Source organism: Endozoicomonas sp. ALB032 (assembly GCF_049310125.1).
Classification (GTDB): domain Bacteria; phylum Pseudomonadota; class Gammaproteobacteria; order Pseudomonadales; family Endozoicomonadaceae; genus Endozoicomonas_A.
The window spans coordinates 525,991-552,972 of the sequence record NZ_JBLYNW010000001.1 but is presented as its reverse complement, the minus strand read 5'-3'; the positions used below and the strand labels follow the sequence as shown (position 1 = coordinate 552,972).

Below are 26,982 nucleotides of genomic sequence, written 5' to 3'. Positions count from 1 at the left end.
AGAGATTAAGTTGAAATTGTTTGATCATTTGACCTTCGGATTGAAGAGAAGTTCATTTGGATCGTTATGTTTTGCCATTGAAGGAAGTCATCTATGATCACATTCTTAATGACTCACAAAGCGAATTTAAATTTATATTGCTCAAAAATTCATCAGCAATTTTTGTCAGCTCATTGGGTTTGAGTATCAGTGCATTACTGGTGTTGAGTGCCTGCCGTAGGTAGTCATCCTTAACAGAGTTCTCAAAAGAATAAGAGCTGAAAACAGAAGCCATCATGGCATACAGCTCTTCTGGTGAGGATGGGTCATGAGCGCCATATTCCGGCCTGTTGGCATCACCGCCCCAACAATAGGTTAAACAATCGCCTTTCGAGCGTGTCACTCCGTAAAGATAAAGACTGAAGGCCTGTATTAACGCATGCAAGCATCTCTCTTTTGAATCACTCAAAAAGCCTGCATCCTCAGGAGATATCCCAAGGTGGGCTAGTTCGTTTATTTGCGACAGTTGCTTCGAGTTCAGGCTATTCTCAACGGCTGTTTGAATCAGAGCTTCGATCTTTTCATAGAGCACATCGCCGTACCAGTGAGGTTGCCCCACGATAATCACCGGACGGTGGTTTGCCTTGCCCGAGTTTAACTTCACAAATGCAGGATGGTGCAGCAACATTTTTTCTATATTCGGAGTGCCCTGAGGTTCGTCCGTCCAGACGGTCTTTATGGATGAGCAGATCAATTTTTCTTCAAGCAGTGGCGAAAACCCTTCATGACAATGAGTGACAAACAAGGTATCACCATGTTCCCGTTGGAAGCGTTTATAATTGCGTTGCCATGCCAGGCTATTTTTTCCCCTGGTCAATAATCGCCGGTACCACATTTTCAGACACTGGGCGGCTCTGGCCTTCAGTTCATCGACGCCTTCCAGACGCACCAAAAGCCGATGATGTTCAATGGCTTTCATAACAAGGCTCTTATAGTCCGGCAGTGGATCCAGCCATCCCGATTTCAGGGCTTCATAGGCAAAGTGAATAACCGAAGGGTTGTTCAGGTTACTCTCTTTCAATATATGCGTTATTGAATTCAACCAGTCTTCAGGGTCGGCCCCAGCCTGATTTATCATTTTTGAGTGCAGTAACCTGAGTTGTTCAGTGACCTGATTTTCATCACTTTTGGGCAATATCTGTTTGACCGCCTCTGACATTGGCCTGTGACGACCTTTACTGTCATCCAGTTCGCCGATCAATTTCCTCTCAAAATAGCCCAATGTTTCTGTCTCCAGTAATATTGAGACACCCATGGCAAAACCGGTTAAATCTCCTCTCGCCCAGAGATTCAATACCGTGTTGTAAGTGCTCAGGTTCGTTGCTGGCAATGCACTGCCTGTCTCAAGGACGTTGTTCAATTCCTCAAGGCCCATACCCATGGCCTCAGCCAAAGCTTGCCGTTGTGCTGAATCAGCCTCTTTCAGGAGATCACCGATCTTCTTCGACTCAGAACCAGAACCGCTGACCCTTCTGTTGGGCTGGAAGAAAGACAGGGTTTGTGTTGCCTCGACAGGCGACCCGCCCAAATCTACTGACTCCCAGGTTTGACCACCATCCACAGAACACTCTGCAAAGGCATGGGTACGGTTAGATATTTGCCGACATGGAATACCAAAATAACGACAAAAAGCGATAAAAACAGGCACACGATGACGACAGCTGCCTTGCCGCTGTGTTATGAGGAAGTGCAAAAAATTGCCACTTTGCTCTGGCATAGCTGCACCGGAAAACTCTCGGCAATAGTCTCCGATTGCATCAATGCGTTGTCTCGTGTTTTCAGCGCTTTTTATTCTCTGCAAAGGCAGTTGTATTTCGGGTAGTTGTTGGTCAATGTTCTCAAGCAGTCCCTTGAGTACTGTTTTCATACCTTCTGAACAGTGGCTGTCAAAACCTGTTGATCGTTCGCGGCGGGCTTTTCCGGCAGGTGTTTTTTGGTCCGCTTTTCTGTGTTCTACAACATAAGCAAATCGGATACTCTGGTTGGCTTTGGCCTCTGGAGCAGAGAGTATGTGAAGCCCGGTGTATCGATCCCTGATGAGGGTGAATGGCAAATGGGGTTCTGTTCGCAGGGCCACGATATAGTCGTTAACTGTCAGGCTGGGCAATGCAAATTGACCATTGTTGGATGAGATGTCCAGGGTTGCCAGGGTTTGATCGCTGGCTAATATCAGTTCCTGATCCTGTTCTGGCAACCGGGCAGGTATGAGGACTTCGGCCCCCTGTATGAACTGATGACTAATATTGATCCTTTTGATTTCACCCTCAGCAGATACATAAATATCCTTTGCCCACCATCGATAAATCCCGGGAAAATGGTTCGGCAAATCAAAAATTATATAGCGGTAAATTTGTGGCTTTTGCAGAGCCTCATAGTTCGTTTTCCGGTCTAATGCCGGAGCCTTTTCCTCACGGTCTTCCGGGAGGTATTTTTCAGGAGCCTTATCACCGTCAATAGTCAACGCCCGGTTTAGAGGTTGTGGCTCTTGGTCGGTTCCCTGAGCCAATGCCGGAGCCTGTTGGTCATGGACTTGTGGTATGTCTTGTGATGCGTCGTTAATAAAATTGTCTACCAGATGATTCGTCAGATCACTTAGCTGGTTCCAAAATGCAGACCACCCTTGAAGGTCAGGAGCGTTCCATGCACTTATCTGCCGATCAGCCTCCTGAAGGTAAGGCTGGCAAGCCGATAGTCTCAGCGTTTGTTTCTGTTCTTCCGTCATGGGAAAAACACTATTGCCGTCTACGCCTGCCCAGCCAAACTGGCGATCAAACCAGCGTTGCTGCCAGTGTCGGTATAGTGCCTGGATGAGCGTATCGTCGGACTCATCCGGCTTCAGGGATAGACCGGATGCCTGCCATTTTGCCTGAGCTACCCTCTTGATGATTTCCTTTTTGGCGTCCTCTTCATTCAAAAGAGTGTTGAAACAAATTTCGTGGTTTTTTTCATCAACACTGTTGTGATCACTGCGTCGAATCAGCCATGGACGATCAAAGTCCGGTACTGTCCGGTTGAACCATTCGCACAGGCCGGAATCAAGCTCACCTTTATCAAGGGCAAGAGCCGAAGATTCGGGCAGTTCATCCAGCGATAGGTTGGCAGCCATCAGGTAAAGCCGGTAGTGTTGATGGAGGCATTGATGAAGTGCTCTGTCAGTAAAATCGCCGCCTCTGAAGACAGCCCTGGCGACATTCTGTAAATCACGGCTGGTGGGTTGCAATGGCAGTTTTTTGCGCTGCAGGTAAGCCCTTAAAAGACAATGTTTTTCTGTTAGCTTTTTAGCGACGAATGTCCATTCCGGGGACTCTGGCAACAGCTTTTCGGCAATGGTCTGTAATTCTGCCGGGTTATACTGCCGGATGGGCAAATGCCGAAAACGTCCTTTCAGCGCTGGTGATAAGGGTTTTCGCCCACTGTACTCAGGCGGGTTGATGGTGGCAAACAGGTGGAAACCCGGATGGGCGTCACCGGCCAGAATATCGTTTAACTCACCTTCCAGGTGCTGGCTGTCGATCAGATTCATTTCTGAAATCACCACGATGCCGCCATCGACTTTTGCCTTTTGGATCTTTTCACACAGTTTGTCCCAGGAACAATCACAGGCATTCAGAAGATAGACTTCCGGCATGTATTCATCCTGTTGCTCAGCCTGCTTTTTAATAGCTTCAATCACCAGGTTCAGCGTGGCATCTTTACCTCGTCCCGCCGGGCCTTCAATCAGTGTTGCCTGACGACCGCCGTGTTTCCTGATGAAATGATAAGCCTGCTGACAGCGGTTTAAATCCTGTCCAAGTCGTTGCACTAGCTCACAGACTGCCGATCCGGAGGTATCAAAGTCTGGTCGGATTTTTTCGCTGACTGTGCTGAAGGTCTGCTGAATATCTGACAGGGTCTTGTTACGAACTCTGTCGCTCAGGGTGTTCTCTGATTTGTAACGGGCAGCAAACCAGATTTCCAGTGCGGACAGGGCATCCTGCTGAGTCTCGGTGATTTCAGGCCCCAGTACATCCCGAAAACTTTGTTGGATCAAACTGTTTATTTGCTCACAGGTCACAGTGCCGCGAGCGGGCAGGGCATGATCCAGATACCAGCCCACCCAACTGCAGATATCCGTTAAATCCCTGGGGGTAAACTCATGCTCTGGCAACAGCTCCTGATAATATTGCCAGAGTGCCATCACACTGTTGCTGGCACTGTCTGCAAAGTCGTTTATTTGGTGCTCCGGCAGGTGCTCTTGTAGATGCTTGAACAGAGCCGGTTCCACCACTCTGTCCCGAAGGAATGCCTGATCCAGGCGTGGGTAGTAAACTCTGGGCAGTTTCTCTTTCAGGGCCGGGTCCATTTGGCGCCCGGAGTAATGATCCGGGTTGCCGGTAAGAATCACCCGGTGTTTCGGGCCGACCCTGACAGGATGGCCATTGACGTAAATGCAGGGTTGCGGTTCCCAGAGGCCGTTCAATGATGCCAGCAATCCGGCTTTGGCCAGGTTGGCTTCATCCAGAACCAGGGTGACATAGTGTCCATCCTTGTCGGACGGAGTTTTGGCCCATTCCATCAATGCCCGGTTTTGCTGCACCATCGAGCGGTCGCCGTCGGCGTGTTGTTGCCACTGCCAGCGTTTCATCAGGGTCTGTTCGCTGTCAGAAGGTCCAAGAGAAATGACCGCAGCCCGTCCTGAAGCCCTTGCCATTTTGGCGGAAAAGTAACTTTTCCCGGTGCCGGTTTCTCCCTCAAGGAATAGAACGGGAGAGTCTTTAAACCGGTCATGGAGCCGGGATAATCGACGGCTTTCACGATCCTCCTGACTCATCTTGCCGTGATAAAGATCCTGGGCCAGTGCTGACAATGGCCTATAAGCAGAACCCCTCCGTAGCGAATCAGACAGTCGATTTTCTATGCGTTCAATGCGTTCTGCGTCAGGGTTTTCTGTGACATATTCTCCCCTGGCAATGTGTAAGCAGTCGCAGACCAGAGCGTGAATGGCATCGGATCGGGTCTGCCCCAGTGGCAAAGACAACAGCCAGCCAGAGGCCAGTGCGTCTTGCAGACGTTTGATCTGTCTTGATGGCCTGATGACTAACGATTGATATTGTTCTGCTGCCGCCGGATCGACTGCCAACTGATACGCCATTGCCTGTTGTTTTTCTTCAGGAGCATGGGCCAGGATCATGGCACAGAAACTGTCCGGGACTACTCTTTTACCCCATTCTGGAAATGGATTGTCATAGGACAGTTGTAAGTCGCCATTAAACACTGCCGGGTCGAAGGCCCGGGCCAGTTGCCAGGGGTTCTGCTCCACAAACTCTCTATCCAGCCGCAGGGCACTGTTGATGACGCCATTTAACCGATCCGGGTCTACCGAGGCGGCTTGATCCTTGTCCGGTAACAAGTACCAGCAAGCCACTTTCATAAAATCACGCACTGACGGATTCTGCCGGGTGCCGTGGGTGATAACACTGTTGATGGCCTTGCGCCAGTGGCAGGGCAAGAGTTGTGGGGACTGGTCGGTCTGCCGTGCTCGCCGGGCAGCCAGTATCAGGTTATTCAATAACCCTTCGGTCATTTCAGGCAGAGGGTTACAAAGGTCGCCAGGTACGGTTTTAAAGGCTTCGTAAAGTGAGCAAATTGCTTGTTCTGGCAATTCAGTCCGGGAGATATCATGCCTGTCGGCATTGATATCCCAAAGATCGACTTCAGGACAGGGCTTACCCGTGGAAACCAGCGAATTAAATACTGAAGATGAGCTTTTCAAAGACTCAGGACAGAGTAGTGTGACACGAGCTTGTGGGTAGGCCTGTAATTGACCATTCACCAACAGAGGTTGCCCAACCATCAGGGGTTCCAGAAGCTGCTGAAGCGCTGGATTAGTCTCCAGTCCCAGAAGCACAACAGGCTTACCCGCAGTCAATGCCTTCTGCAACTTACTTTGACTTCGTCCAAAATGGGCCTTTTGTTCCGAGGCGATATGGATATTATCAAATAGCTGGTTGAAGCCGGTCTGTTCATTGACCTGAATGACCAGAGGGGCTTCCGGCTGATGATTGATCCAGTGATTTGCCTGGGCATTTTGCTGGTAAGTGGCGGTATTAACGGCGACAGTATCTCTGATTGTATTTTGTAGCCTGGACAAAAGGCATTCGTCGTGTTCATTCAACCCCAGAGCTTCCGGCTGCTGTTTCGAATGAGCCACCTGAAGTTTGGGTTGCAGGCCGGTTGTGTCGCGAATCGTCTGCAGTGAACCGAGCAAACGAAACCAGAGTGCCTCAGTGAGGGGAGAGGTTACGGTGACGACCCCCCCCGCCATAACCTGTTCCAACAGACAGGTGTTAGGTGTTGCATAGCCTTCCGGGGCAATGGCAGTAGGGCTCAGCCATTCGCTGATATTACTCTGGTTAATAATGATTGGGTTTCCTGGTGCATTATCAGAGCAGGAGAGGCTTTGAAACAGTGAATAAAGCTCGTCATTGCCAACCGGCATTTGATAAAACTGAACATCGTCGGGTAACGGACAGACCTTGCCATTGCTTTCAAAGCACTGTTGCGCCAACAGCTGTCGAATCGTCTGCTCAAAAGTCAGGTCCTGCCAGTCGGCTCCTTTCAGAATGACCCGTTGTCCGGCTTTCAAAGACTCAAGCCTGCCGGGTATATGCTGGATTCGCCCCTGTTTATCGACTCCGGGACCGCCCATCAGTAACTGTCGCCAGTGACTGTGCAAGTGACAGTTAATTAAAATTGTGTTGTCGTCTATAGTGCTTTCGCTGGAGGGGAGTTCAGCCAAAACCGGAGGAACCTTGTTGACAGTCATCGACGGGTGATTGCTGATTCGAGCTTCGAACTGCCAGGTATTACCTGGCCGATTAATGCGCCGCCAAAAGTCAGCGCCTGGTGCGCCGACCGGCGAAGCTTCGTCACGCTTGCCAAGCGATGCCAACTGTTTAGGGTCTGCCACAACCAGCACAGAAACATGCTCACCCAGAGGGCGTTTCTTCTGGCTGACTTTGTCGTACAGACAGGGGGTGTCCGGGTCCAGCAGATCGTTAAATTTGGGTAAATCCTCGCTGCTGAGTTTTCGGATATCTATCACCAGGGTTGATGGCTTTGAACCTTCAAAGAGCTTGCCTGAATGCAGAGTATGGCGACCCTCCCCGGAAATGCTCAACCGGGTCACCAGATTAGCCTGTGAAAGGTCATCGGGGTGAGAAATGAGGGTGACATCCTGATGTTCATCGCAGGTTCGGGCAACCAAAAGCTGTCGGACCTCATCATCACTGGCGACAAAACGAAAATCGAAGGCGTGAGGTTTTTTTTGCAGTGAGGAATCGGCTGAGGATACGGTTCTCGCTTTGTCAGGCATTGCCACCGAAGAGGGCGATGTTTTCAGTTTGCACGTCACCTGGTAGCAGATTTCTATGCCCTTTTCCTTTTCCTCTGATGGTGGCTTGGCTGGCACACGTCCATCAGGCACGTATCTCTCAGGAACAGGACTGTCTGTTTTTTCACCTATCTGATCATGCATAGTCAATCTCTCTCCCGGAGGACTGCTTGAAGTTGTTTAATCGTTTGACCTTCAGACAGGAGAAAAGTTCTATTGGAGGGTTATCCGAAACCATTAAAGGGAAATCACTGGTCTCGAATAACTCATCACGATCCGGCTACTACCTGGTCCATCACTGCGTCACAAAGCGAATTCAAATTCACGCTGTGCAAAAACTCCTTGGCAATTTTTGTCAGCTCGTGGGGTTTGAGCACCAGGGCGGTGCTGGCGTTTTGAACCTGCTTTAAGTAGTCAACCTTAACAAAACACTGAAAATCGAAAGAGCTTCCAATTCGATCCATCATGGCATACAGCTCTTTGGCTGAGGATGGGTCACGAGAGCCATAGCAGCTGCCCGGATCATGCGACCCGTTGATGAGTGCATTACCCCAGCAATACGTTAAATGACCACCCTCCGAGAGTGTCAAGTCACAGAGATAATGACAGAAGGCCTGCTCAACCGCTTCCCGACATTTATCTTTCAGGCTATATTGCGTATCTGTCGCAAAAAAGTTATTTATCCTCCCATCTTCGAAGAACTGCTTCATGCGAGGGCTGTTGCTGACTTTTTGAAACAGGGCTTCATACTTTTCACACATGTCTCCGTCGCCCCAGTTAGGTTTCCCCAAGATAATCACCGGACGGCGGTTCACCTTGCCCGACTTTAACTGCTCAAACGCAGGATCATGTACCAACATTCGTTCTATATTCGGAATGCCCTCAGGTACCTCAGTCCAGGCGATCTGCATAGATGGATCGAGAATTTTCTTTTCAAGGAGTGACGAACTGCCATCATGACAATGAGTGATGAAGAAGGCGTTATTTTTTTGCTTTTGGAAGCTTTCATAGACCGGCGGCCATACCTGGCTACTCTTTCCTCTGGGCAATAATTTCCTGTACCACATTTTCAGGCAGTGGGCGGCTCTAACCTTGAGTTCATCGATTCTTTCCAGAGTCAGCAACAGATTATGATGTTCTCTGGTCATCGTAACAGGGTTCTCATCGTCCGGAAGTGGATTAAGCCAACCCGATTTCAGTGCTTCATCGGCAAGGCGAATAAACGAAGGGGTTTCCTCATCACTCTTTGCCAATATATCCACTATTGATTTCATCCACTGGTGAGGGCTGGCTCTGCCCTGAACAATCATTTTTGAATACAATGACCTGAGTGGATCAGTGACCTGATCTTCGTCACTGTCGGACAATATTTGCTTTACTGCTTCCGACATCGGTTTATAGGTATACCCAGGGCCGTAACGCACATCACCGACCAATGCCTGCTCGTCAGGGCCCAGTGCTTCTGCCTCTAGCGACTCTAATAGTGAAACACCCGTTGCAAAACCGGTTAAATCTTTTTTCTCCCAAAGTTTCCTTACTATTTGGGCTTGGCTCAGATCATCGGTTACTGGCAATGCACCGCCTGTTTCAAGAGCTTTCTTCAGCTCCTCAATGCTGATACCACAGGCTTCAGCCAAAGCCTGCTGTTGTGCCGAATCAGCCCCTTTCAGGAGATTCTTAATCCTCCTTGACTCAGTGCCACAACCACTGGCCCAATGGGTGGGCTGGAAGTCAGGCAGGATTTCTGTTGCCTCGACAGGCTCCCCGCCCAAATCCACGAACTCCCAGGTTTGGCCTCCGTCCAGCGAATACTCTGCAAAGGCGTGATCGCAGTTAACAATTTGTCGGCATGGAATCTCAAAATAACGACAAAGAGCGACAAAAACAGGCGTACGGTGACGACAACTGCCTTGCCGCTGTGTTACCAGGAATCGAAACAAATTTTCACCGTACGCTGGTACAGAATCACCGGTAAACTGTTCACAATAGTCCTTGATTGCCTGGATTTGTTGCCTGTTGTCTCTGGCTTTTTCCACTGTCTGCAAAAGCTGCTTTAATTCCTCAGATTGGTCCTTAGTGGCCACAAACGGTTCTTCCAGCACTGTTTTCATACCTTCGCAGCAGTAGGCGTCAAATCGTTTTGATTGTTCCGATAGGGCTTCTTCAGCGGATGTTTTTATGCCAGGCTCCCTGGGTTCTACGACATAAGCAAATTTAATTATCTGGTTGGCTTCGGCTTCTGCAACTGTCAGTGTGTGAAGCCCGGTATATCGGTCCCTGACCAGGGTAAATGGCAATTCGGGTGTTATGCGCAGGGCTACGATATAGTCGTCAGGCGTCAGGCTGGGCAATGCATATCGACCATCGTCCGATGACCATTCAAAGGTCGCCAGCGTTTGATCTGTGGTTAATGTCACTTCCTGGTCAGATTCTGGTAACAGGTCCGGTATCAGGACTTCGGCCCCCTGCATGTGTCGATCATTAATATCGATCCATTTGATATCGCCCCCGGCAGACACAAAAATATCCTTTGCCCACCACCGATACATTCTGGAAGGAAGGCCCGGCCTGTTAAAAATTATATGATTGTCAGTCTGTGACTTACCCCGTTGCCCGTAGCTTGTTCTCCGGTCCAATACCAGAGCTTCTTCCTCGTGGTCTTCCGGATTGTATTTTTCAGGCCTGTTATCATCGCCAGTGCTCAAGGCTTCGTTAACAGGTTGTGGCTCATGGCTCGTGCTCTGAGACAATGCCGGAGCCTGTTCCTCGTCGATTTTTGCAGCCCGCGCCTGGTCAACATAATGGTCAGCCAGATGGCTCGGCAGATCACTCAGCTGATGCCAAAATGCAGGCCATAGTTGCACGGGATTGGCGTTCCATGCACTTATCCGCCGATCAGCCTCCCGAAGGTAAGGCTGGTTAGCCGTTAATTTCAGCGTTTGTTGCTGCTCTTCCGTAAGGGGAAATACACGATTAGCGTTTATAGCCGTCTGGCCAAACTCACGATCAAACCAGCTTTGCTGCCAGTGACGGTATATTGCCCCGGTAAGAATATCGGCTGACTCATACGGCTTCAGGGAAAGACCGGATGCCTGCCATCTGGCCTGAGCTACCCTGTCGATGATTTCCGCTTTGGTTTCCTCATCGGTCTGAAGAGCGTTAAAGAAAATTTCATGGTTTTTTTCATCCATACTGATGTGATCGCTGCGTTGTATCAACCAGGGGCGATCAATGCCCGGTATCGTTCGGTTGAACCACTCGCAAAACTCAGTATCAAGCTTACCTCTGGCCATGGCAAAAGCCGATGACCCGGGCAGTTGCTCCAGCGTTCTTCTGGCTGCCATCAGGTAAAGCCTGTAGTGCTGATTGAGGTATTGATGAAGTCTTGTTTTGGTAAAATCACCCCCTCTGTTAATGGCCTTCGCCACATTCTGTAAATCAAGGCTGGTGGGCTGCAACGGCAGTTTTTTCTCTTGCAGGCAGGCCCTCAATCGACAATGCTGCCGGGTCAGCTCTTCAGCTACGCTTTTCCCCTGCTCATTGTGTGGTAACACTTTCTGGGCAATGGTCTGCAGTTCGGTCGGGATGTACTGCCGGATGGGCAAATGTCGAAAACGTCCTTTGAGTGCCGGTGATAAGGGTTTTCGGCCACTGTACTCAGGCGGGTTGATGGTAGCGAACAGGTGGAAACCCGGATGGGCGTCACCGGCCAGAATATCGTTTAACTCACCTTCCAGATGCTGGCTGTCGATCAGATTCATTTCCGAAATGACCAGGATGCCGCCATCGACTTTTGCCTTCTGGATCGTTTCACACACTTTGTCCCAGGAACAATCACAGGCATTCAGGTAAAAGACCTCCGGCATGGATTCTTGCCGTTGCTTTGCCTGCTGTCTGACACTTTCAATCATCAGATTCAGCGTGGCATCCTTACCCCGTCCAGCCGGGCCTGCAATCAGCGTCGCCTGTCGTCCGCCGTGTTTCCTGTCGAGGTGATAAGCCTGCTGACAGCGGCTTAAATCTTGCCCAATCTGTTGCACCAGTTCACTGACTGCCGATCCGGAGGTATCAAACTCAGGTCGGTTTTTTTCAGTGAATTGCATGAAGGGTTGCTGTATATCCTTGAGGTTCTGTGTACGAACTTTGTCGCTCAGGGTGTTGTCCAGTTGGTAACGGGCAGCAAACCAGATTTCCAGTGCCAGCAGGGCATCCTGATAAGTCTCGGTGATCTCGGGACCCAGAAGATCCCTAAAGCTCTGCTGGATCAAACTGTTTATTTGCTCACAGGTAACAGGGGCAACGGTGGGCAGCGCACGATCCAGATACCAACCCACCCAGCTGCAGATATCCGTTAAATCCCTGGGGGTAAACTCATGTTCTGGTAACAGTTCCTGATAATATTGCCAGAGAGCCATCACGCTCCCGGTGGTAGTGTGTGCAATGTCGTTTATTTGATGGCGTTGCAAATGACTGAGCAAAGCGGGTTCCACTACTCTGTCCCGAAGGAAAGCCCGGTCCAGACGTGGGTAGTAAGCCCTTGGCAGTTTCTCTTTCAGGGCCGGGTCCATTTGGCGCCCGGCGTAATGATCCGGGTTGCCGGTGAGAATCACCCGGTGTTTCGGGCCGACCTTGACAGGATGACCATTCACATAAATACAGGGTTCCGGTTCCCATAAGCCGTTCAATGATGCCAGTAATCCGGTTTTGGCCAGGTTGGCCTCATCCAACACCAGTGTTATGTATTCGTCGTCTTTGTCGGATTCGATCTTGGCCCATTCCATCAGCGCCCTGTTTTGCTGCGCCATAGAGCGGTCGCCGTCGGCGTGCTCTTGCCACTGCCAGCGTTTCATCAGGGTCTGTTCGCTGTCGGAAGGTCCAAGGGAAATGACCTTGGCCTGTCCTGAAGCCCTGGCCATTTTGGCAGAAAAGTAACTTTTCCCGGTGCCGGTTTCTCCCTGCAGGAATATAACGGGAGAGTCCGCAAATCGTTCATGGAGTCGCGACAATCGACGATTTTCACGATCCTTCTGACTCGTCTCGCCGTGATAAAGATCCCGGGCCAGTGCTGACAAGGGCTTATCAATGGAGCTGGTCCATTTCAGTGATTCAGACAGTCGCTGTTCTACACGTTCAATGCCTTCTGTCCTGGAATTCGTTGTTCTGGCTATGTGAAAACAATCGCTGGCCAGAGCCTGAATGGCATCGGATCGGGTCTGCCCCAGCGGCAAGGACAACTGCCAGCCAGAGGCCAGTGCATCCTGTAAACGTTTAATCTGTCTGGTTGGTCTGATGGCTAACGATTGACAGGGCTCTGTTGCCTTCGGATCAACTTCCAGCTGATAGGCCATTGCCTGTTGTTTTTCTTCAGGAGTATGGGCCAGGAGCATGGCACAGAAACTGTCCGGGACTCCTTCTTCGTACCATTGCGGAAATGGATTTTCAAAGGACAGCTGTAAGTCGCCATTAAAGACTGCCGGGTCAAAGGCTCTCGCCAGAGGCCACAGGTTCTGCTCGACAAACGTTCTATCCAACTGCAGGGTGCTACTAATGATGTCATTTAATTGATCCGGATCTACCGAGGCGGCTTGATCCTCATCCGGCGTCTTATCCGGTAACAATTGCCAACAGGCCACTTTCATAAAATCTCGCACGGAGGGGTGCTGCCGGGTGCCATGGGTAATGACGCTATTGATTGCCTTGCGCCAATGGCAGGGCAGGAGATGTGGCGACTGGTCAACCTGCTGTGCTCGCCTGGCGGCCAGAATCAGGTTATTCAATAACCCTTCGGTCATTTCAGGCAGAGGGTTACAAAGGTCAGCAGGTACGGTTCTAAAGGCTGCGTAAAGTTCATTAAGCGCTTGTTCTGGCAGCTCAGTCCGGGAGATTTTATGCCTGAGGACATTGATACCCCAGATATCGATCTCAGGACAAGGGGTGGCTGCGGCGACCATCGAAGCGAATACTGAAGATGGGCTGTTCGCAGACTCAGGCCAGAGTATTGTGACATGAGCCTGTGGGTAGGCCTGTAATTGGCCATTCACCATCAGAGGTTGTCCGACAACCAGGGGCTCCAACAGCTGCTGAAGGCTTGGGTTACCCTCGAGACCCAGCATTACAACCGGCTTGCCAGCCGTTAATGCCTGCTGCAATTGACTCTGGCGTCGCCTGAAATGGGCCTTTAGTTCCGAGGCGATATGGATCTCATCAAATAGCTGGCTGAGGCTGGTCTGGTCATTGACCTGAATGATCAAAGGGGCTTCCAGGTGATCTTTTATCCACTGACTTACCTGGGCATGGTGCTGATAAGTGACGGTACTAAAAGCGGCCTGATTCCTGCCTTTTTTATCTTGCTGATGGCTCCCGGGGAGCGGGCACTCATCATTTTCTGTCAATCCCAGGGCTTCCGGTTGTTGCCTTGAATTGACCACCTGAAGCCGAGGCTCCATGCCGGTCGTTTCGCGAATGGTCTGCAGTGAACCCAGCAAACGAAACCAGAGTGCCTCGGTGAGGGGAGAAGTTACGGTGACGATCCCCCCCGCCTGAACCTGTTCCAAAAGACAGGTGTTAGGGACGGCATAACCTTCCGGGGCAATGCTAATCGGGCTCAGCCATTCCCTGATATTGCTCTGGTTAATGATGATCGGGTTTCGTGGTGCGTCGAGGGAAAGTCCTTCCTCATCGTGTTTGTCAAAAGAGCAGGACAGGCTTTGGAACAGTGAATGAAGCTCGTCATTCTCCACCGGCATTTGATAAAACTGAACATCGTCCGGTAACTGACAGACTTTCCCGTTGCTCTCAAAACGCTGTTGCGCCAACATTCGTCGGATCGTCTGTTCAAAGGCCAGGTCCTCCCAGTCGGCCCCTTTCAGAATTACCCGTTGCCCAGCCCTTAATGACTCAAGCCTGCCGGGGGTGTGCTGGATTCGTCCCTGTTTATCGACTCCGGGGCCGCCCAACAGCAACTGTCGCCAGTTATTGTGAAAGTGGCAGTCAATTAGAAGGGTATTGCCGTCTATAGCGCTTTCGGCAGAAGGGAATTCAGCCAATACCGGAGGAACCTCGTCGGTTTCCATCAACGGCTCATTGCTGGTTTTTGTGTCAAACTGCCAGGTATTGTCCGGTCGATTAATTCGCCGCCAGAAGTCTGCACCCGGTGCGCCGCCTGCGGGCGCATCGCCATGCTGGCCAACCGCTGCCAATTGCCCGGGGTCTGCCAGGACCAGCAGAGAAACATGGGGTCCTAAAGGGCGTTTCTGCTGACTGACTTTGTCATACAGACAGGGGTTATCCGGGTCCAGCAGGTCGTTAAATTTTGGTAGCTCATCGCTGCTGAGTTTTCGGATATCTATCACCAGAGTTAATGGCTGTGAAGTGTCAAACAGCTTGCCTGAACGCAGAGTCTGGCGACCGTCGCCGGAAATGCTCAACCGGGTCACCAGATTAGCCTGTGAAAGGTCATCGGGGTGAGAAATGAGGGTGACATCCTGATGTTCATCGCAGGTTCGGGCAACCAAAAGCTGTCGAACCTCATCATCACTGGCGACAAAACGAAAATCGAAGGCGTGAGGTTTTTTTTGCGGTGAGGAATTCGTTGAGGATACGGTCCTCGCTTTGTCAGGCATTGCCAACGGAGAGGGCGATGTCTTTAGTTTGGACGTCACCTGGTAGCAGATTTCTATGCTCTTTTCTTTTTCCTCCGATGATGGCTTGGCTGGCACATGTCCATCAGGCACGTATCTCTTAAGAGCAGAGCTGTCTGTTTTTTCACCAATCTGGCCATCCATAATCAATCTCTCTCCCTAAGGACTGCTTGAAGTTGTTTTGTTGTTTGACCTTCAGACAGGAGAAAAGTTCTATTTGCAGGGCTCTGTAGGGGACACTCGGGGATGACAAGGCTAGAGGGGGCACCGGGCAGTATGGTTCTGGTGGTGAGTCAGTTTGGATTCCCGCCTTCGCGGGAATGACGGGAGTGAAGCTGGGAATGACGGGAGTGAAGCTGGGAATGACGGGAGTGAAGATGGGAATGACGGGAGTGAAGACGGGAATGACGGGAGTGAAGACGGGAAAGAGTATGTGGTCGTCATTCCCGCGAAGGCGGGAATCCAGCGCCAACATAGGGTCACCGACTTCTCCGGCATGACAAGGTCAGGGAGTCACCGGGCAGTATGGTTCTGGTGGTGAGTCAGTTTGGATTCCCGCCTTCGCGGGAATGACGGGAGTGAAGCTGGGAATTACGGGAGTGAAGCTGGGAATGACGGGAGTGAAGACGGGAAAGAGTATGTGGTCGTCATTCCCGCGAAGGCGGGAATCCAGCGCCAACATAGGGTCACCGACTTCTCCGGCATGACAAGGCCAGGGAGGCACCGGGCAGTATGGTTCTGGTGGTGAGTCAGTTTGGATTCCCGCCTTCGCGGGAATGACGGGAGTGAAGCTGGGAATGACGGGAGTGAAGACGGGAAAGAGTATGTGGTCGTCATTCCCGCGAAGGCGGGAATCCAGCGCCAACATAGGGTCACCGACTTCTCCGGCATGACAAGGCCAGGGAGTCACCGGGCAGTATGGTTCTGGTGGTGAGTCAGTTTGGATTCCCGCCTTCGCGGGAATGACGGGAGTGAAGATGGGAATGACGGGAGTGAAGCTGGGAGTGACGGGAGTGAAGCTGGGAATGACGGGAGTGAAGCTGGGAATGACGGGAGTGAAGACGGGAAAGAGTATGTGGTCGTCATTCCCGCGAAGGCGGGAATCCAGCGCCAACATAGGGTCACCGACTTCTCCGGCATGACAAGGTCAGGGAGTCACCGGGCAGTATGGTTCTGGTGGTGAGTCAGTTTGGATTCCCGCCTTCGCGGGAATGACGGGAGTGAAGACGGGAATGACGGGAGTGAAGCTGGGAATGACGGGAGTGAAGCTGGGAATGACGGGAGTGAAGACGGGAAAGAGTATGTGGTCGTCATTCCCGCGAAGGCGGGAATCCAGCGCCAACATAGGGTCACCGACTTCTCCGGCATGACAAGGCCAGGGAGTCACCGGGCAGTATGGTTCTGGTGGTGAGTCAGTTTGGATTCCCGCCTTCGCGGGAATGACGGGAGTGAAGCTGGGAATGACGGGAGTGAAGAAGGGAATGACGGGAGTGAAGACGGGAATGACGGGAGTGAAGACGGGAAAGAGTATGTGGTCGTCATTCCCGCGAAGGCGGGAATCCAGCGCCAACATAGGGTCACCGACTTCTCCGGCATGACAAGGTCAGGGAGTCACCGGGCAGTATGGTTCTGGTGGTGAGTCAGTTTGGATTCCCGCCTTCGCGGGAATGACGGGAGTGAAGCTGGGAATGACGGGAGTGAAGCTGGGAATGACGGGAGTGAAGAAGGGAATGACGGGAGTGAAGACGGGAAAGAGTATGTGGTCGTCATTCCCGCGAAGGCGGGAATCCAGCGCCAACATAGGGTCACCGACTTCTCCGGCATGACAAGGTCAGGGAGTCACCGGGCAGTATGGTTCTGGTGGTGAGTCAGTTTGGATTCCCGCCTTCGCGGGAATGACGGGAGTGAAGCTGGGAATGACGGGAGTGAAGCTGGGAATGACGGGAGTGAAGCTGGGAATGACGGGAGTGAAGCTGGGAGTGACGGGAGTGAAGACGGGAAAGAGTATGTGGTCGTCATTCCCGCGAAGGCGGGAATCCAGCGCCAACATAGGGTCACCGACTTCTCCGGCATGACAAGGCCAGGGAGTCACCGGGCAGTATGGTTCTGGTGGTGAGTCAGTTTGGATTCCCGCCTTCGCGGGAATGACGGGAGTGAAGATGGGAATGACGGGAGTGAAGCTGGGAGTGACGGGAGTGAAGCTGGGAATGACGGGAGTGAAGCTGGGAATGACGGGAGTGAAGACGGGAAAGAGTATGTGGTCGTCATTCCCGCGAAGGCGGGAATCCAGCGCCAACATAGGGTCACCGACTTCTCCGGCATGACAAGGCCAGGGAGTCACCGGGCAGTATGGTTCTGGTGGTGAGTCAGTTTGGATTCCCGCCTTCGCGGGAATGACGGGAGTGAAGATGGGAATGACGGGAGTGAAGCTGGGAGTGACGGGAGTGAAGCTGGGAATGACGGGAGTGAAGCTGGGAATGACGGGAGTGAAGACGGGAAAGAGTATGTGGTCGTCATTCCCGCGAAGGCGGGAATCCAGCGCCAACATAGGGTCACCGACTTCTCCGGCATGACAAGGTCAGGGAGTCACCGGGCAGTATGGTTCTGGTGGTGAGTCAGTTTGGATTCCCGCCTTCGCGGGAATGACGGGAGTGAAGACGGGAATGACGGGAGTGAAGCTGGGAATGACGGGAGTGAAGCTGGGAATGACGGGAGTGAAGACGGGAAAGAGTATGTGGTCGTCATTCCCGCGAAGGCGGGAATCCAGCGCCAACATAGGGTCACCGACTTCTCCGGCATGACAAGGCCAGGGAGTCACCGGGCAGTATGGTTCTGGTGGTGAGTCAGTTTGGATTCCCGCCTTCGCGGGAATGACGGGAGTGAAGCTGGGAATGACGGGAGTGAAGCTGGGAATGACGGGAGTGAAGCTGGGAATGACGGGAGTGAAGATGGGAATGACGGGAGTGAAGACGGGAAAGAGTATGTGGTCGTCATTCCCGCGAAGGCGGGAATCCAGCGCCAACATAGGGTCACCGACTTCTCCGGCATGACAAGGCCAGGGAGTCACCGGGCAGTATGGTTCTGGTGGTGAGTCAGTTTGGATTCCCGCCTTCGCGGGAATGACGGGAGTGAAGATGGGAATGACGGGAGTGAAGCTGGGAATGACGGGAGTGAAGCTGGGAATGACGGGAGTGAAGATGGGAATGACGGGAGTGAAGACGGGAAAGAGTATGTGGTCGTCATTCCCGCGAAGGCGGGAATCCAGCGCCAACATAGGGTCACCGACTTCTCCGGCATGACAAGGTCAGGGAGTCACCGGGCAGTATGGTTCTGGTGGTGAGTCAGTTTGGATTCCCGCCTTCGCGGGAATGACGGGAGTGAAGATGGGAATGACGGGAGTGAAGATGGGAATGACGGGAGTGAAGCTGGGAGTGACGGGAGTGAAGATGGGAATGACGGGAGTGAAGATGGGAATGACGGGAGTGAAGATGGGAATGACGGGAGTGAAGACGGGAAAGAGTATGTGGTCGTCATTCCCGCGAAGGCGGGAATCCAGCGCCAACATAGGGTCACCGACTTCTCCGGCATGACAAGGTCAGGGAGTCACCGGGCAGTATGGTTCTGGTGGTGAGTCAGTTTGGATTCCCGCCTTCGCGGGAATGACGGGAGTGAAGATGGGAATGACGGGAGTGAAGATGGGAATGACGGGAGTGAAGCTGGGAATAGTGGAGGTAAAACTCGGGGGGGGATTTTGCAAGCGGTCACTGAATATTATCCCACAGGTTGTTCCATTGTGGGTTTTCTTTTTCAATCAAATCAATCTTCCACTGGCGATTCCATTTCTTCAGCTGTTTTTCGCGGATAATGGCCGACTCCATCGTTTCATGCTGCTCAAAGTAAACCAGCTTGTGAACGCTATATTCTGCTGTAAAACCAGGAGCCAGGTTGTTTTTGTGTTGCCATATCCTCTGAATCAGGTGACTGGTTACACCAATATACAGTGTTCCATTTCTCTTGCTGGCAAGTATGTAAACGCAAGGCTGCTTAAGCATTGATACTCCTTCGATCGTCATTCTCTCAAAGGCGGGAACCATTCAGCTTGAGTTAATAAGCTTGCAGTTTGCTGGCGAGTGCCCACTCTCCCTTTTATATCAAGATTCGTTACGAAATTGTCTCTCACAGAGTTTGCAGGGCTACCCGAAACCATTAAAAGAAATCACCGGTCTCGAAAACTCATCACGATCCGGCTACTACCTGTTCACGCAATGCGTCACAAAGCGAATTCAAATTCACGCTGTGCAAAAACTCTTCGGCGATGGTGCTCATCTCATCGGATTTGAGTACCAGTGCGTTATTGGCGTTGTGTGCCTGACGCAAGTAGTTATCCTTAACAGATTCCTGAAACTCGGAAGAGCTCTTTATTTCAAGCATCATGGCATGCAGCTCTTCTGGTGAGGATGGGGCATGAGCGCCATAGCTGTGTTTTTGCCAGCCCTCCACATCAGCATCGGCCCAGCAATAGGTTAAGCAACCGCCTTTCGAGTGTGTCAATCCATAGAGATAATGACTGAAGGCCTGCTGAATCGCTTTCCTGCAGTTGTCTCGTAAATTTCCCACAAGAACATTCTCCCTGAGTGAAAGCTTAAGGGTTTCCAGAATGGCTTCGTACCTGCTTAGGATAACAGACCTTTTTTTCTGATATTCTTCTTCCAGAGTTCGATCTCGCAGACGATCCGGGACTTTGTTGCGATCTCTTAGCAACGCTGCAAGAGTGTTTTGGAGTTGCTTTTCTGTTGCCTGCACTTGATTGAGTCTTTCCAATAAATGCTTCAGGTCTGGACGGTTCTCAGCGAGTTGTTGTAACAGGGCATCGACCTTTTCATTTAACAGTGTATCGTCCCAGGAATTGCCCCAGGAAGGCTGCCCCAAGATAATCACCGGACGATGATTCGCCTTGCCCGAGATTGACTTCACAAAGGCAGGATGGCGCAGCAGCATCCGATCTATACATGGAACGCCCTCAGGTTCGTCCGTCCAGTCTTTTTTTACAGATGAGCTGATAATTTGATCTTCCAGAGATCGTGAAAAACCATCATGACAATGAGAGACCAGCGAGGTCCTGACTTTTCCCCACCGGGGGGTTTCATAAGCCCGCTGCCATAGCCCGCAATTTTTTTCTCTGGACAGAAATACCCTATAGAACTTTTTCAGGCATTGGTCGGCTGCAACCTTCATTTCATCGATACCTTGCAGACGCACTAATAGCTCATGGTGCTCACGGAAATCTGCATGATTTCTAAAAAAGGTCGGCACACTATCCAGCCAACCCGATGTCAAAGCCTTTTGGGCAAAGTCAATAACCGGGGGCCTGGTCAGGTCACTGTTTATCAGAATTTTCACCATTGAAAACAACCAATGTATAGGGTTTTCTTTGCCCTGAACAATCATTTTTGAGTGCAATATCCTGAGTGGTTCAGTGACCTGGTCTTCATCACTGTCAGACAAGATTTGTTTGACTGCCTCCGACATCGGTCTTCTGTAGGTATTTAAATCCCTGTCAGACACAAGACCGACCAGACCTTTCTCTTCAAAGCTCAATGCTTCTGTCTCCAGCGACTCCAGGATTAAGACACCCATGGAAAAACCGGTTAAATCTTTTCTGTTCCAAAGGTTCACTACCATTTTGGCAATGCTTAGATGGGCTGCAGGCAATTCACAGCCTGTCTCAAGAGCTTTGTCCAGTTCTTCAGGACTTATGCCACAGGCTTTGGCCAGGGTTTGCTGTTGTGCCAGATCAGCACTCTTCATAAGACCCTGCAGGAGATTGCTTTTCTTCTTTAACTCAGTGCCAGAACCAGAGAACCTTTTGATGGGCTGGAAGTCAGGCAGAATTTCTGTTATTACGCCAGGCCTCCCGCCCAAATCCGCTGACGTCCAGGTTTGGCCGCTATCCGTGGAATACTCTGCAAAGGCGTGGACATTGTTAACCATTTGTCGGCATGGAATCCCAAAATAACGACAAAAAGCAATAAAAACAGGTACACGATGACGACAGCTCCCCTGCCGCCGGGTTACGAGGAAGTGAAAGAAATTTTGATTGTGCCCGGGTGCAGCAGCGCCGGAAAACTCTGTGCAATAGTCCTTGATTGCCTTAATCCGTTCCGTCGTGTCTTTGGCTGTTTTTATTCTTAGCAGGGGCTCCTGTATTTCGGTTGGTTGCAGGCTAATGTTCTCAAGCACTCCTTTCATTACTGCCTTCATACCTGCGGAACAGAGGGCGTCAAGACGGTTTGATGCGTTTGATCGGACTTCTTCGGTAGAAGTTTTTTTGTCTGGTTTTCGGGATTCTACGACATAAGCAAATCGAATACTCTGGTTGGCTCTGGCCCCCGGAACAAACACTGTATGAAGCCCGGTATATCGGTCTCTGACCAGGGTAAATGGCAATTCGGGTGTTATGCGCAGGGCCACTATATAGTCATCAGGCTTCAGGCTGGGCAAGGTATAGCGACCATTCCTCGGTGTACAGTCAAAGGTCCCCAGCGTTTGTTTGCTGGCTAATGTCACTGGCTGGTCATGTTCTGGTAAGAGGGCAGGTATGATGACTTCGGCCCCCTGTATGTGTCTGTCATTGATGCTGATCGCTTCGACTTCGCCCTCAGGAGACACATAAATATCTTCTGCCCACCATCGATACAGCTCGATAGAAGGGTAATTCTGATGAAAAATTATATAATCGATATGCCGTAACTCACCCAGGTTCTTATAGTCAGTGATATGGTCCAATGTCGGAGTCTGAGCTACAAGGGCTTGCGGATTGCATTTTTCAGGCGCTTTATTTGCAGGCTGTGGCTCATGGTTCGGTCTCTGACCCAATGCCGGAGCCTGTACCTCGTGGACTTGTGGCATGTCTTCTGCGGGAGCCTTATCACCGCCAACAGCTGATGCCTGGTTGCTAAAATCGTCAGTCAAATGATTCAGCAGAGCACTGATCTGAAGCCAGAACCCGGGCCAACATTGAACTTCATCGTCTTTCCACGCGCTTATCCGCTGATCAGCCGCCTGAAGATAAGGCTGGTTAGCTGTCATTTTCAGCGTTTGTTTCTCTTCTGCCGTCAGGGGAAATACGCTGGCAGCGTCAACGCCCGTCTGGTCAAACAGACGGTCGAACCAGCATCGCTGCCAGTGTCGGTACAGTGCCCGGGTGAGAATATCGTCGGACTCATTCGGCTTCAGGGAAAGACCAGATGCCTGCCACCTGACCTGAGCCACCCTCGTAATGATTTCCTTTTTGGTTTGCTCTACAGAAAGATCAGTGTTGATACAAATTTCATGGTTTGTTTCATCAATACTGTTGCGATCGCTGCCTCGTATCAACCACGGGCGATCGATCCTGGGGACCTTTTCGTTGAACCATTGGCAAAGTCCGGAATCAAGCTCATTTTTACCCATGGCAAGCGTTGCTGACCTGGGCAGTTTGTCCAGTGATAGGTTGGCGGCCATCAGATAAAGCCGGTAGTGCTGATTGAGGCATTGATGAACGGCTTTTTCGGTATAATCGCCTCCTCTCTTAACAGCCATGGCGACATTCTGTAAATCGCGACTGGTCGGCTGTAACGGCAGGTTTTTCCGTTGCAGGCAGGCCCTTAAAAGACAATGTTTTTCTGTTAGCTTTTTAGCGACGAATTTCCCTTTTGAGGACTCTGGCAACACTTTCCCGGCAATGTTCTGCAATTCTGCCGAGTTATACTGGCGGATCGGCAAATGTCGAAAACGCCCTTTGAGCGCCGGTGATAAGGGTTTTCGTCCGCTGTATTCTGGCGGGTTGATGGTGGCGAACAGGTGGAAGCCCGGATGAGCATCGCCGGCCAGAATATCGTTCAACTCACCTTCCAGGTGCTGGCTGTCGATCAGGTTCATTTCTGAAATCACCACGATGCCGCCTTCGACTTTTGCTTTCTGGATCGCTTCACACACTTTATCCCAGGAACAATCACAGGCATTCAGGAGAAATATCTCTGGCATGGTTTCTCCCTTTTTCTCAGCCTGCTGTTTGACACTGTTGATCATCAGATTCAGCGTCGCATCCTTACCCCGCCCGGCCGGGCCCTGAATCAGCGTCGCCTGACGGCCGCCGTGTTTTATCTCGCGATGATTAGCCTGCTGACAGCGACTTAAATCCTGTCCCAGCCCTTGTACCAGCTCAATGACTGCTGATCCGGAGGTATCAAACTCAGGTCGGAATTCTTTGGTGAATGCTTCGAAGTCCCGCTGAATATCTGGCAAGGTGTGGTTATGAACTTTGTCGCGCAGGGTGTTGTCCAGTGGGTAACGGGCGGCAAACCAGATTTCCAGTGCCGAAAGGGCATCCTGTTGAGTCTCGCTGATTTCGGGACCCAGTAGATCCCGGAAACTTTGCCGGATCAAACTGTTCATTTGCTCACAGCTAACACTCTCTCCTTCGGATAACGCACGATCCAGATACCAGCCAACCCAACTGCAGATATCGGTTAAATCCCTGGGAGTAAACTCATGCTCGGGCAACAGTTCCTGATAATATTGCCACAGTGCCATCACACTCCCGGTAGCATCGGGTAGAATTTTGTTTATTTGAGGTCCTGTCAGATGCCGTTGTAACTGATTGACCAGCGCCGGTTCCACCACTCTGTCCCGAAGGAAAGCCTGGTCCAGACGTGGGTAGTAAGCTCTGGGCAGTTTCTCCTTCAGCGCCTGGTCAAGCTGGCGTCCGGAGTAATGATCCGGGTTGCCGGTCAGGATTACCCGGTGTTTTGCGCTGACTTTGACAGGATGAGCATTCACATAAATGCAGGGTTCCGGTTCCCACAAGCCGTTCAATGACGCCAGCAATCCGGCTTTGGTCAGGTTAGCCTCATCCAGCACCAGGGTTATATAGTTTCCTCCAACATAGCCTTCATCTTTGTCGGATTCGGTATTGGCCCATTCCATCAATGCCCGGTTTTGCTGCACCATAGAGCGGTCGCCGTCAGCGTGCTCTTGCCACTGCCAGCGTTTCATCAGGGTCTGCTCGCTGTCAGAAGGTCCAAGGGAAATGACCCAGGCCTGTCCTGAAGCCTTTGCCATTTTGGCGGAAAAGTAGCTTTTCCCGGTGCCGGTTTCCCCTTCAAGAAAGATAACGGGAGAGTCTGCAAGACGGTCATGGAGTCGGGATAATCGACGACTTTCACGATCCTTCTGACCTGTCTCGCCGTGATAAAGATCATGGGCCATTGCTGACAGGGATTGATCAGTGGAACCCGGCCATTGCATTGATTGAGACAGTCGTTTTTCTATGCGTTCAATGCGTTCTGCGACGGGATTCTCTGTGACATATTCTCCCCTGGCAATGTGGAAACAATCGCTGGCCAGAGCCTGAATAACATCGGATCGGGTCTGACCTGATGGAAGCTTTAGCTGCCAGCCAGAAGCCAGTGCATCCTGTAAACGTTTGATCTGTCTTGATGGCCTGATGGCTAACGCTGGACATTGCCTTGTTGCCTCCGGAGGGACTTGCAACTGGTACGCTATTGCCTGTCGCTGTGCTTCAGGCCCATGGGCCACGATCAGGGCACAGAGCCTGTTGAACACTTCTTTTTTATCCCACGTAAAAAATGGTTTTTCATAGGACAGATAAAATGTTTCATTAAATGCAGCCGGGTCAAAGGCTCTGGTCAGTGACCACAGGTTCCGCGTCACAAACGCTCTATCCAACTGCCGGGTACTGTTGATGATGGCCGCTAACTGATCCGGGTCTGCTGTGGCAGCCTGATCCTCATCCGGCAGTAACTGCCTGCAAGCCCATTTCATAAAATCACGTACTGACGGATTCTGCCGGGTGCCATGGGTGATGACGCTATTGATAGCCTTGCGCCAGTGGCGGGGTAAAAGCTGCAGGGAGTGGTCAACCTGCTGTGCTCGTCGGGCGGCCAGTATCAGGTTATGCAACAACCCTTTGGTCATTTCAGGCAGAGGGTTAGATAGTTTGTCTGGCACGGTTGCAAACGCTTCGTAAAGCTTATCAAGCGCTTGCTCTGGCAGCTGGGACCGGGGGATATTATGCTGGTCGGCATTGATATCCCAGAGATCGATTTCGGGGCAGGGTTTACCCGTGGCAAGCTTCGAACGAAAGACTGGCGATGGGCTTTTGGCAGACTCAGGCCAGAGCAGGGTGATATGGGCCTGCGGGTAGGCCTGTAATTGGCCATTCACCAGCAGAGGCTGTCCTGCAAACAGAGGTTCCAGCAGCTGCTGAAGGGTTGGATTACTTTCGAGTCCCAGGAATACCACCGGCCTGCCAGCGGTTAATGCTTTCTGCAACCCACTCTCACGTTGTCCAAAATGGGCCTTTTGCTCCGAGGTGATATGGATATTATCAAACAGCTGGCTGAAGCCGGTCTGTCCATTGATCTGGATGACCAGAGCTGTCCCACAGTGACGGTTGATCCAATGACTGGCCTGGGCAGGTTGTCGATATGTGACTGCCTCAAAAGCATTGTGATCTCTGACTTTTTTCTGTAGCTGAGGGCTTTCGGACAAAGGGCCCTCATCGTTTTTTGCTAATCCCAGGGCTTCCGGCTGCTGTTGCGAATGAGCCACCTGAAGTCGCGGCTCCAGGCCGCTTGTCTCACGAATAGTCTTACGAATTGTCCGCAGTGAACCCAGCAAACGAAACCAGGCTGCCTCAGTGAGGGGAGAGGTTAGGGTGACTGTCCCACCCGCCTGAACCTGTTCCAACAGACGGGTGTTAGGCACGGCATAGCCTGCCGGGGTAATGGCAATCGGGCTCAGCCAATCGTTGAGGTTACTCTGGTTAATGATGATCGGATTTTCTGATGAATGATCAGAGCAGGACAGACTTTGGAACAGTGAATGAAGCTCGTCCTTCTCTACCGGCATCTGATAAAACTGAACATCGTCGGGTAATGAACAGATCTTCCCATTGCTCTCAAAGCATTGTTGCGCCAGCATTTGCCGAATCGTCTGTTCAAAGGCCAGGTCCTGCCAGTCGGCCCCTTTCAGAATCACCCGTTGTCCAGCCCTTAATGACTCAAGCCTGCCGGGGATGTGCCGGATTCGTCCCTGTTGATCCACCCCGGGGCCACCCAGCAGCAACTGCCGCCAGTTGCTGTGTAAGTGACAGTCAATTAGAAGGGTATTGTCGTCGTCCATAGCGCTTTCGGCAGAAGGGAGTTCAGCCAATACCGGAGGAACCGCGTCGATTTTCATCGATGGCTCATTGCTGGTTTTTGCGTCAAATTGCCAGGTATTGTCTGGTCGATTAATTCGTCGCCAGAAGTCAGCTCCCGGTGCGTCGTCACGCTGGCCTACCGATGCCAACTGTTCAGGACCTGCCACGACCAATAGAGAAACATGCTCGCCCAGAGTGCGTTTCGTCTGGCTGACTGCGTCATACAAACAAGGGTTATCCGGGTCCAGAAGATCGTTAAATTTAGGCAGTTCATCGCTGGTGAGCTTTCGGATATCCATTACCAGGGTGAATGGCTTTGAACCTTCAAACAACTTGCCTGAACCCAGAGTGTGGCGACCATCGTCGGAAATGCACAACCGGTTCACCAGGCTGGCCTGTGAGAGGTCATCGGGGTGGGAAATAAGTGTGACATCGCGATGCGCATCGCAGGTTTGGGCAACCAAAAGCTGTCGAACCTCATTATCATTGGCGACAAAACGAAAATCGAAGGCATGAGGGGACTTTTGTGAGGCTACAGCTCTCGCCTTGTCAGGCGTCATAATCTGAGATGACGATAGATTAAGTTGGTCACTGAAATCAGTGCAAACAGCTTTAACCGTAGGCGATAAGTCCAAATCCAGCCTTGGCCTCTTGGCTGGCACGTCACTACCCGGAACGGGTTTGTTGATTTCTCTACCAATCTGACCATCCATAATCAATCTTTC

12 protein-coding genes are annotated in these 26,982 nt (G+C 51.4%); all 12 read right to left on the bottom strand.

The genetic code is table 11. From position 1 onward, the window contains the following. Nucleotides 1-97: 97 nt before the first annotated feature. The 12 genes from ACO6VG_RS01905 to ACO6VG_RS01850 all read right to left on the bottom strand — a co-directional run bounded on the left by ACO6VG_RS01905 (nucleotide 98) and on the right by ACO6VG_RS01850 (nucleotide 26,970). Nucleotides 98-7,555 (bottom strand): AAA family ATPase, encoded by a 7,458-nt coding sequence (locus ACO6VG_RS01905; RefSeq protein WP_422472407.1) that lies wholly within the window; start codon nucleotides 7,553-7,555, stop codon nucleotides 98-100. A gap of 125 nt (nucleotides 7,556-7,680) precedes the next feature. Further along, nucleotides 7,681-15,195: an AAA family ATPase gene (locus tag ACO6VG_RS01900; RefSeq protein ID WP_422472405.1), complete on the bottom strand. Its 7,515-nt coding sequence runs from the start codon at nucleotides 15,193-15,195 to the stop codon at nucleotides 7,681-7,683. Then, on the bottom strand, nucleotides 15,176-15,526 hold the full coding sequence (locus tag ACO6VG_RS01895; protein WP_422472403.1) for a hypothetical protein: 351 nt from the start codon (nucleotides 15,524-15,526) through the stop codon (nucleotides 15,176-15,178). Before ACO6VG_RS01895 ends, ACO6VG_RS01900 begins: the two co-directional genes overlap by 20 nt. Nucleotides 15,527-15,556: 30 nt before the next feature. Then, nucleotides 15,557-16,168 carry a hypothetical protein gene (locus ACO6VG_RS01890; protein WP_422472401.1) on the bottom strand — a complete coding sequence of 204 codons (612 nt, stop codon included), beginning with the start codon at nucleotides 16,166-16,168 and terminating at the stop codon, nucleotides 15,557-15,559. A gap of 30 nt (nucleotides 16,169-16,198) precedes the next feature. Next, on the bottom strand, nucleotides 16,199-16,624 hold the full coding sequence (locus ACO6VG_RS01885; RefSeq protein WP_422472399.1) for a hypothetical protein: 426 nt from the start codon (nucleotides 16,622-16,624) through the stop codon (nucleotides 16,199-16,201). Between the two features lie 30 nt (nucleotides 16,625-16,654). Continuing rightward, complete coding sequence (locus ACO6VG_RS01880; RefSeq protein WP_422472397.1) at nucleotides 16,655-16,852, bottom strand: hypothetical protein; 198 nt, start codon at nucleotides 16,850-16,852, stop codon at nucleotides 16,655-16,657. Nucleotides 16,853-16,882: 30 nt separating this feature from the next. Further along, on the bottom strand, nucleotides 16,883-17,599 hold the full coding sequence (locus ACO6VG_RS01875; RefSeq protein ID WP_422472395.1) for a hypothetical protein: 717 nt from the start codon (nucleotides 17,597-17,599) through the stop codon (nucleotides 16,883-16,885). A 30-nt stretch (nucleotides 17,600-17,629) separates the two neighbouring features. Next, nucleotides 17,630-18,325 (bottom strand): hypothetical protein, encoded by a 696-nt coding sequence (locus ACO6VG_RS01870; protein WP_422472393.1) that lies wholly within the window; start codon nucleotides 18,323-18,325, stop codon nucleotides 17,630-17,632. 30 nt (nucleotides 18,326-18,355) lie between these two features. After that, complete coding sequence (locus ACO6VG_RS01865; protein ID WP_422472391.1) at nucleotides 18,356-18,616, bottom strand: hypothetical protein; 261 nt, start codon at nucleotides 18,614-18,616, stop codon at nucleotides 18,356-18,358. Between the two features lie 30 nt (nucleotides 18,617-18,646). Beyond that, nucleotides 18,647-18,808, bottom strand: a complete 162-nt coding sequence (locus ACO6VG_RS01860; RefSeq protein WP_422472389.1) for a hypothetical protein — start codon at nucleotides 18,806-18,808, stop codon at nucleotides 18,647-18,649. Nucleotides 18,809-18,812: 4 nt separating this feature from the next. Then, on the bottom strand, nucleotides 18,813-19,103 hold the full coding sequence (locus ACO6VG_RS01855) for a GIY-YIG nuclease family protein (RefSeq protein ID WP_422409598.1): 291 nt from the start codon (nucleotides 19,101-19,103) through the stop codon (nucleotides 18,813-18,815). 184 nt (nucleotides 19,104-19,287) lie between these two features. After that, on the bottom strand, nucleotides 19,288-26,970 hold the full coding sequence (locus tag ACO6VG_RS01850; RefSeq protein ID WP_422472387.1) for an AAA family ATPase: 7,683 nt from the start codon (nucleotides 26,968-26,970) through the stop codon (nucleotides 19,288-19,290). Nucleotides 26,971-26,982 lie beyond the last annotated feature (12 nt).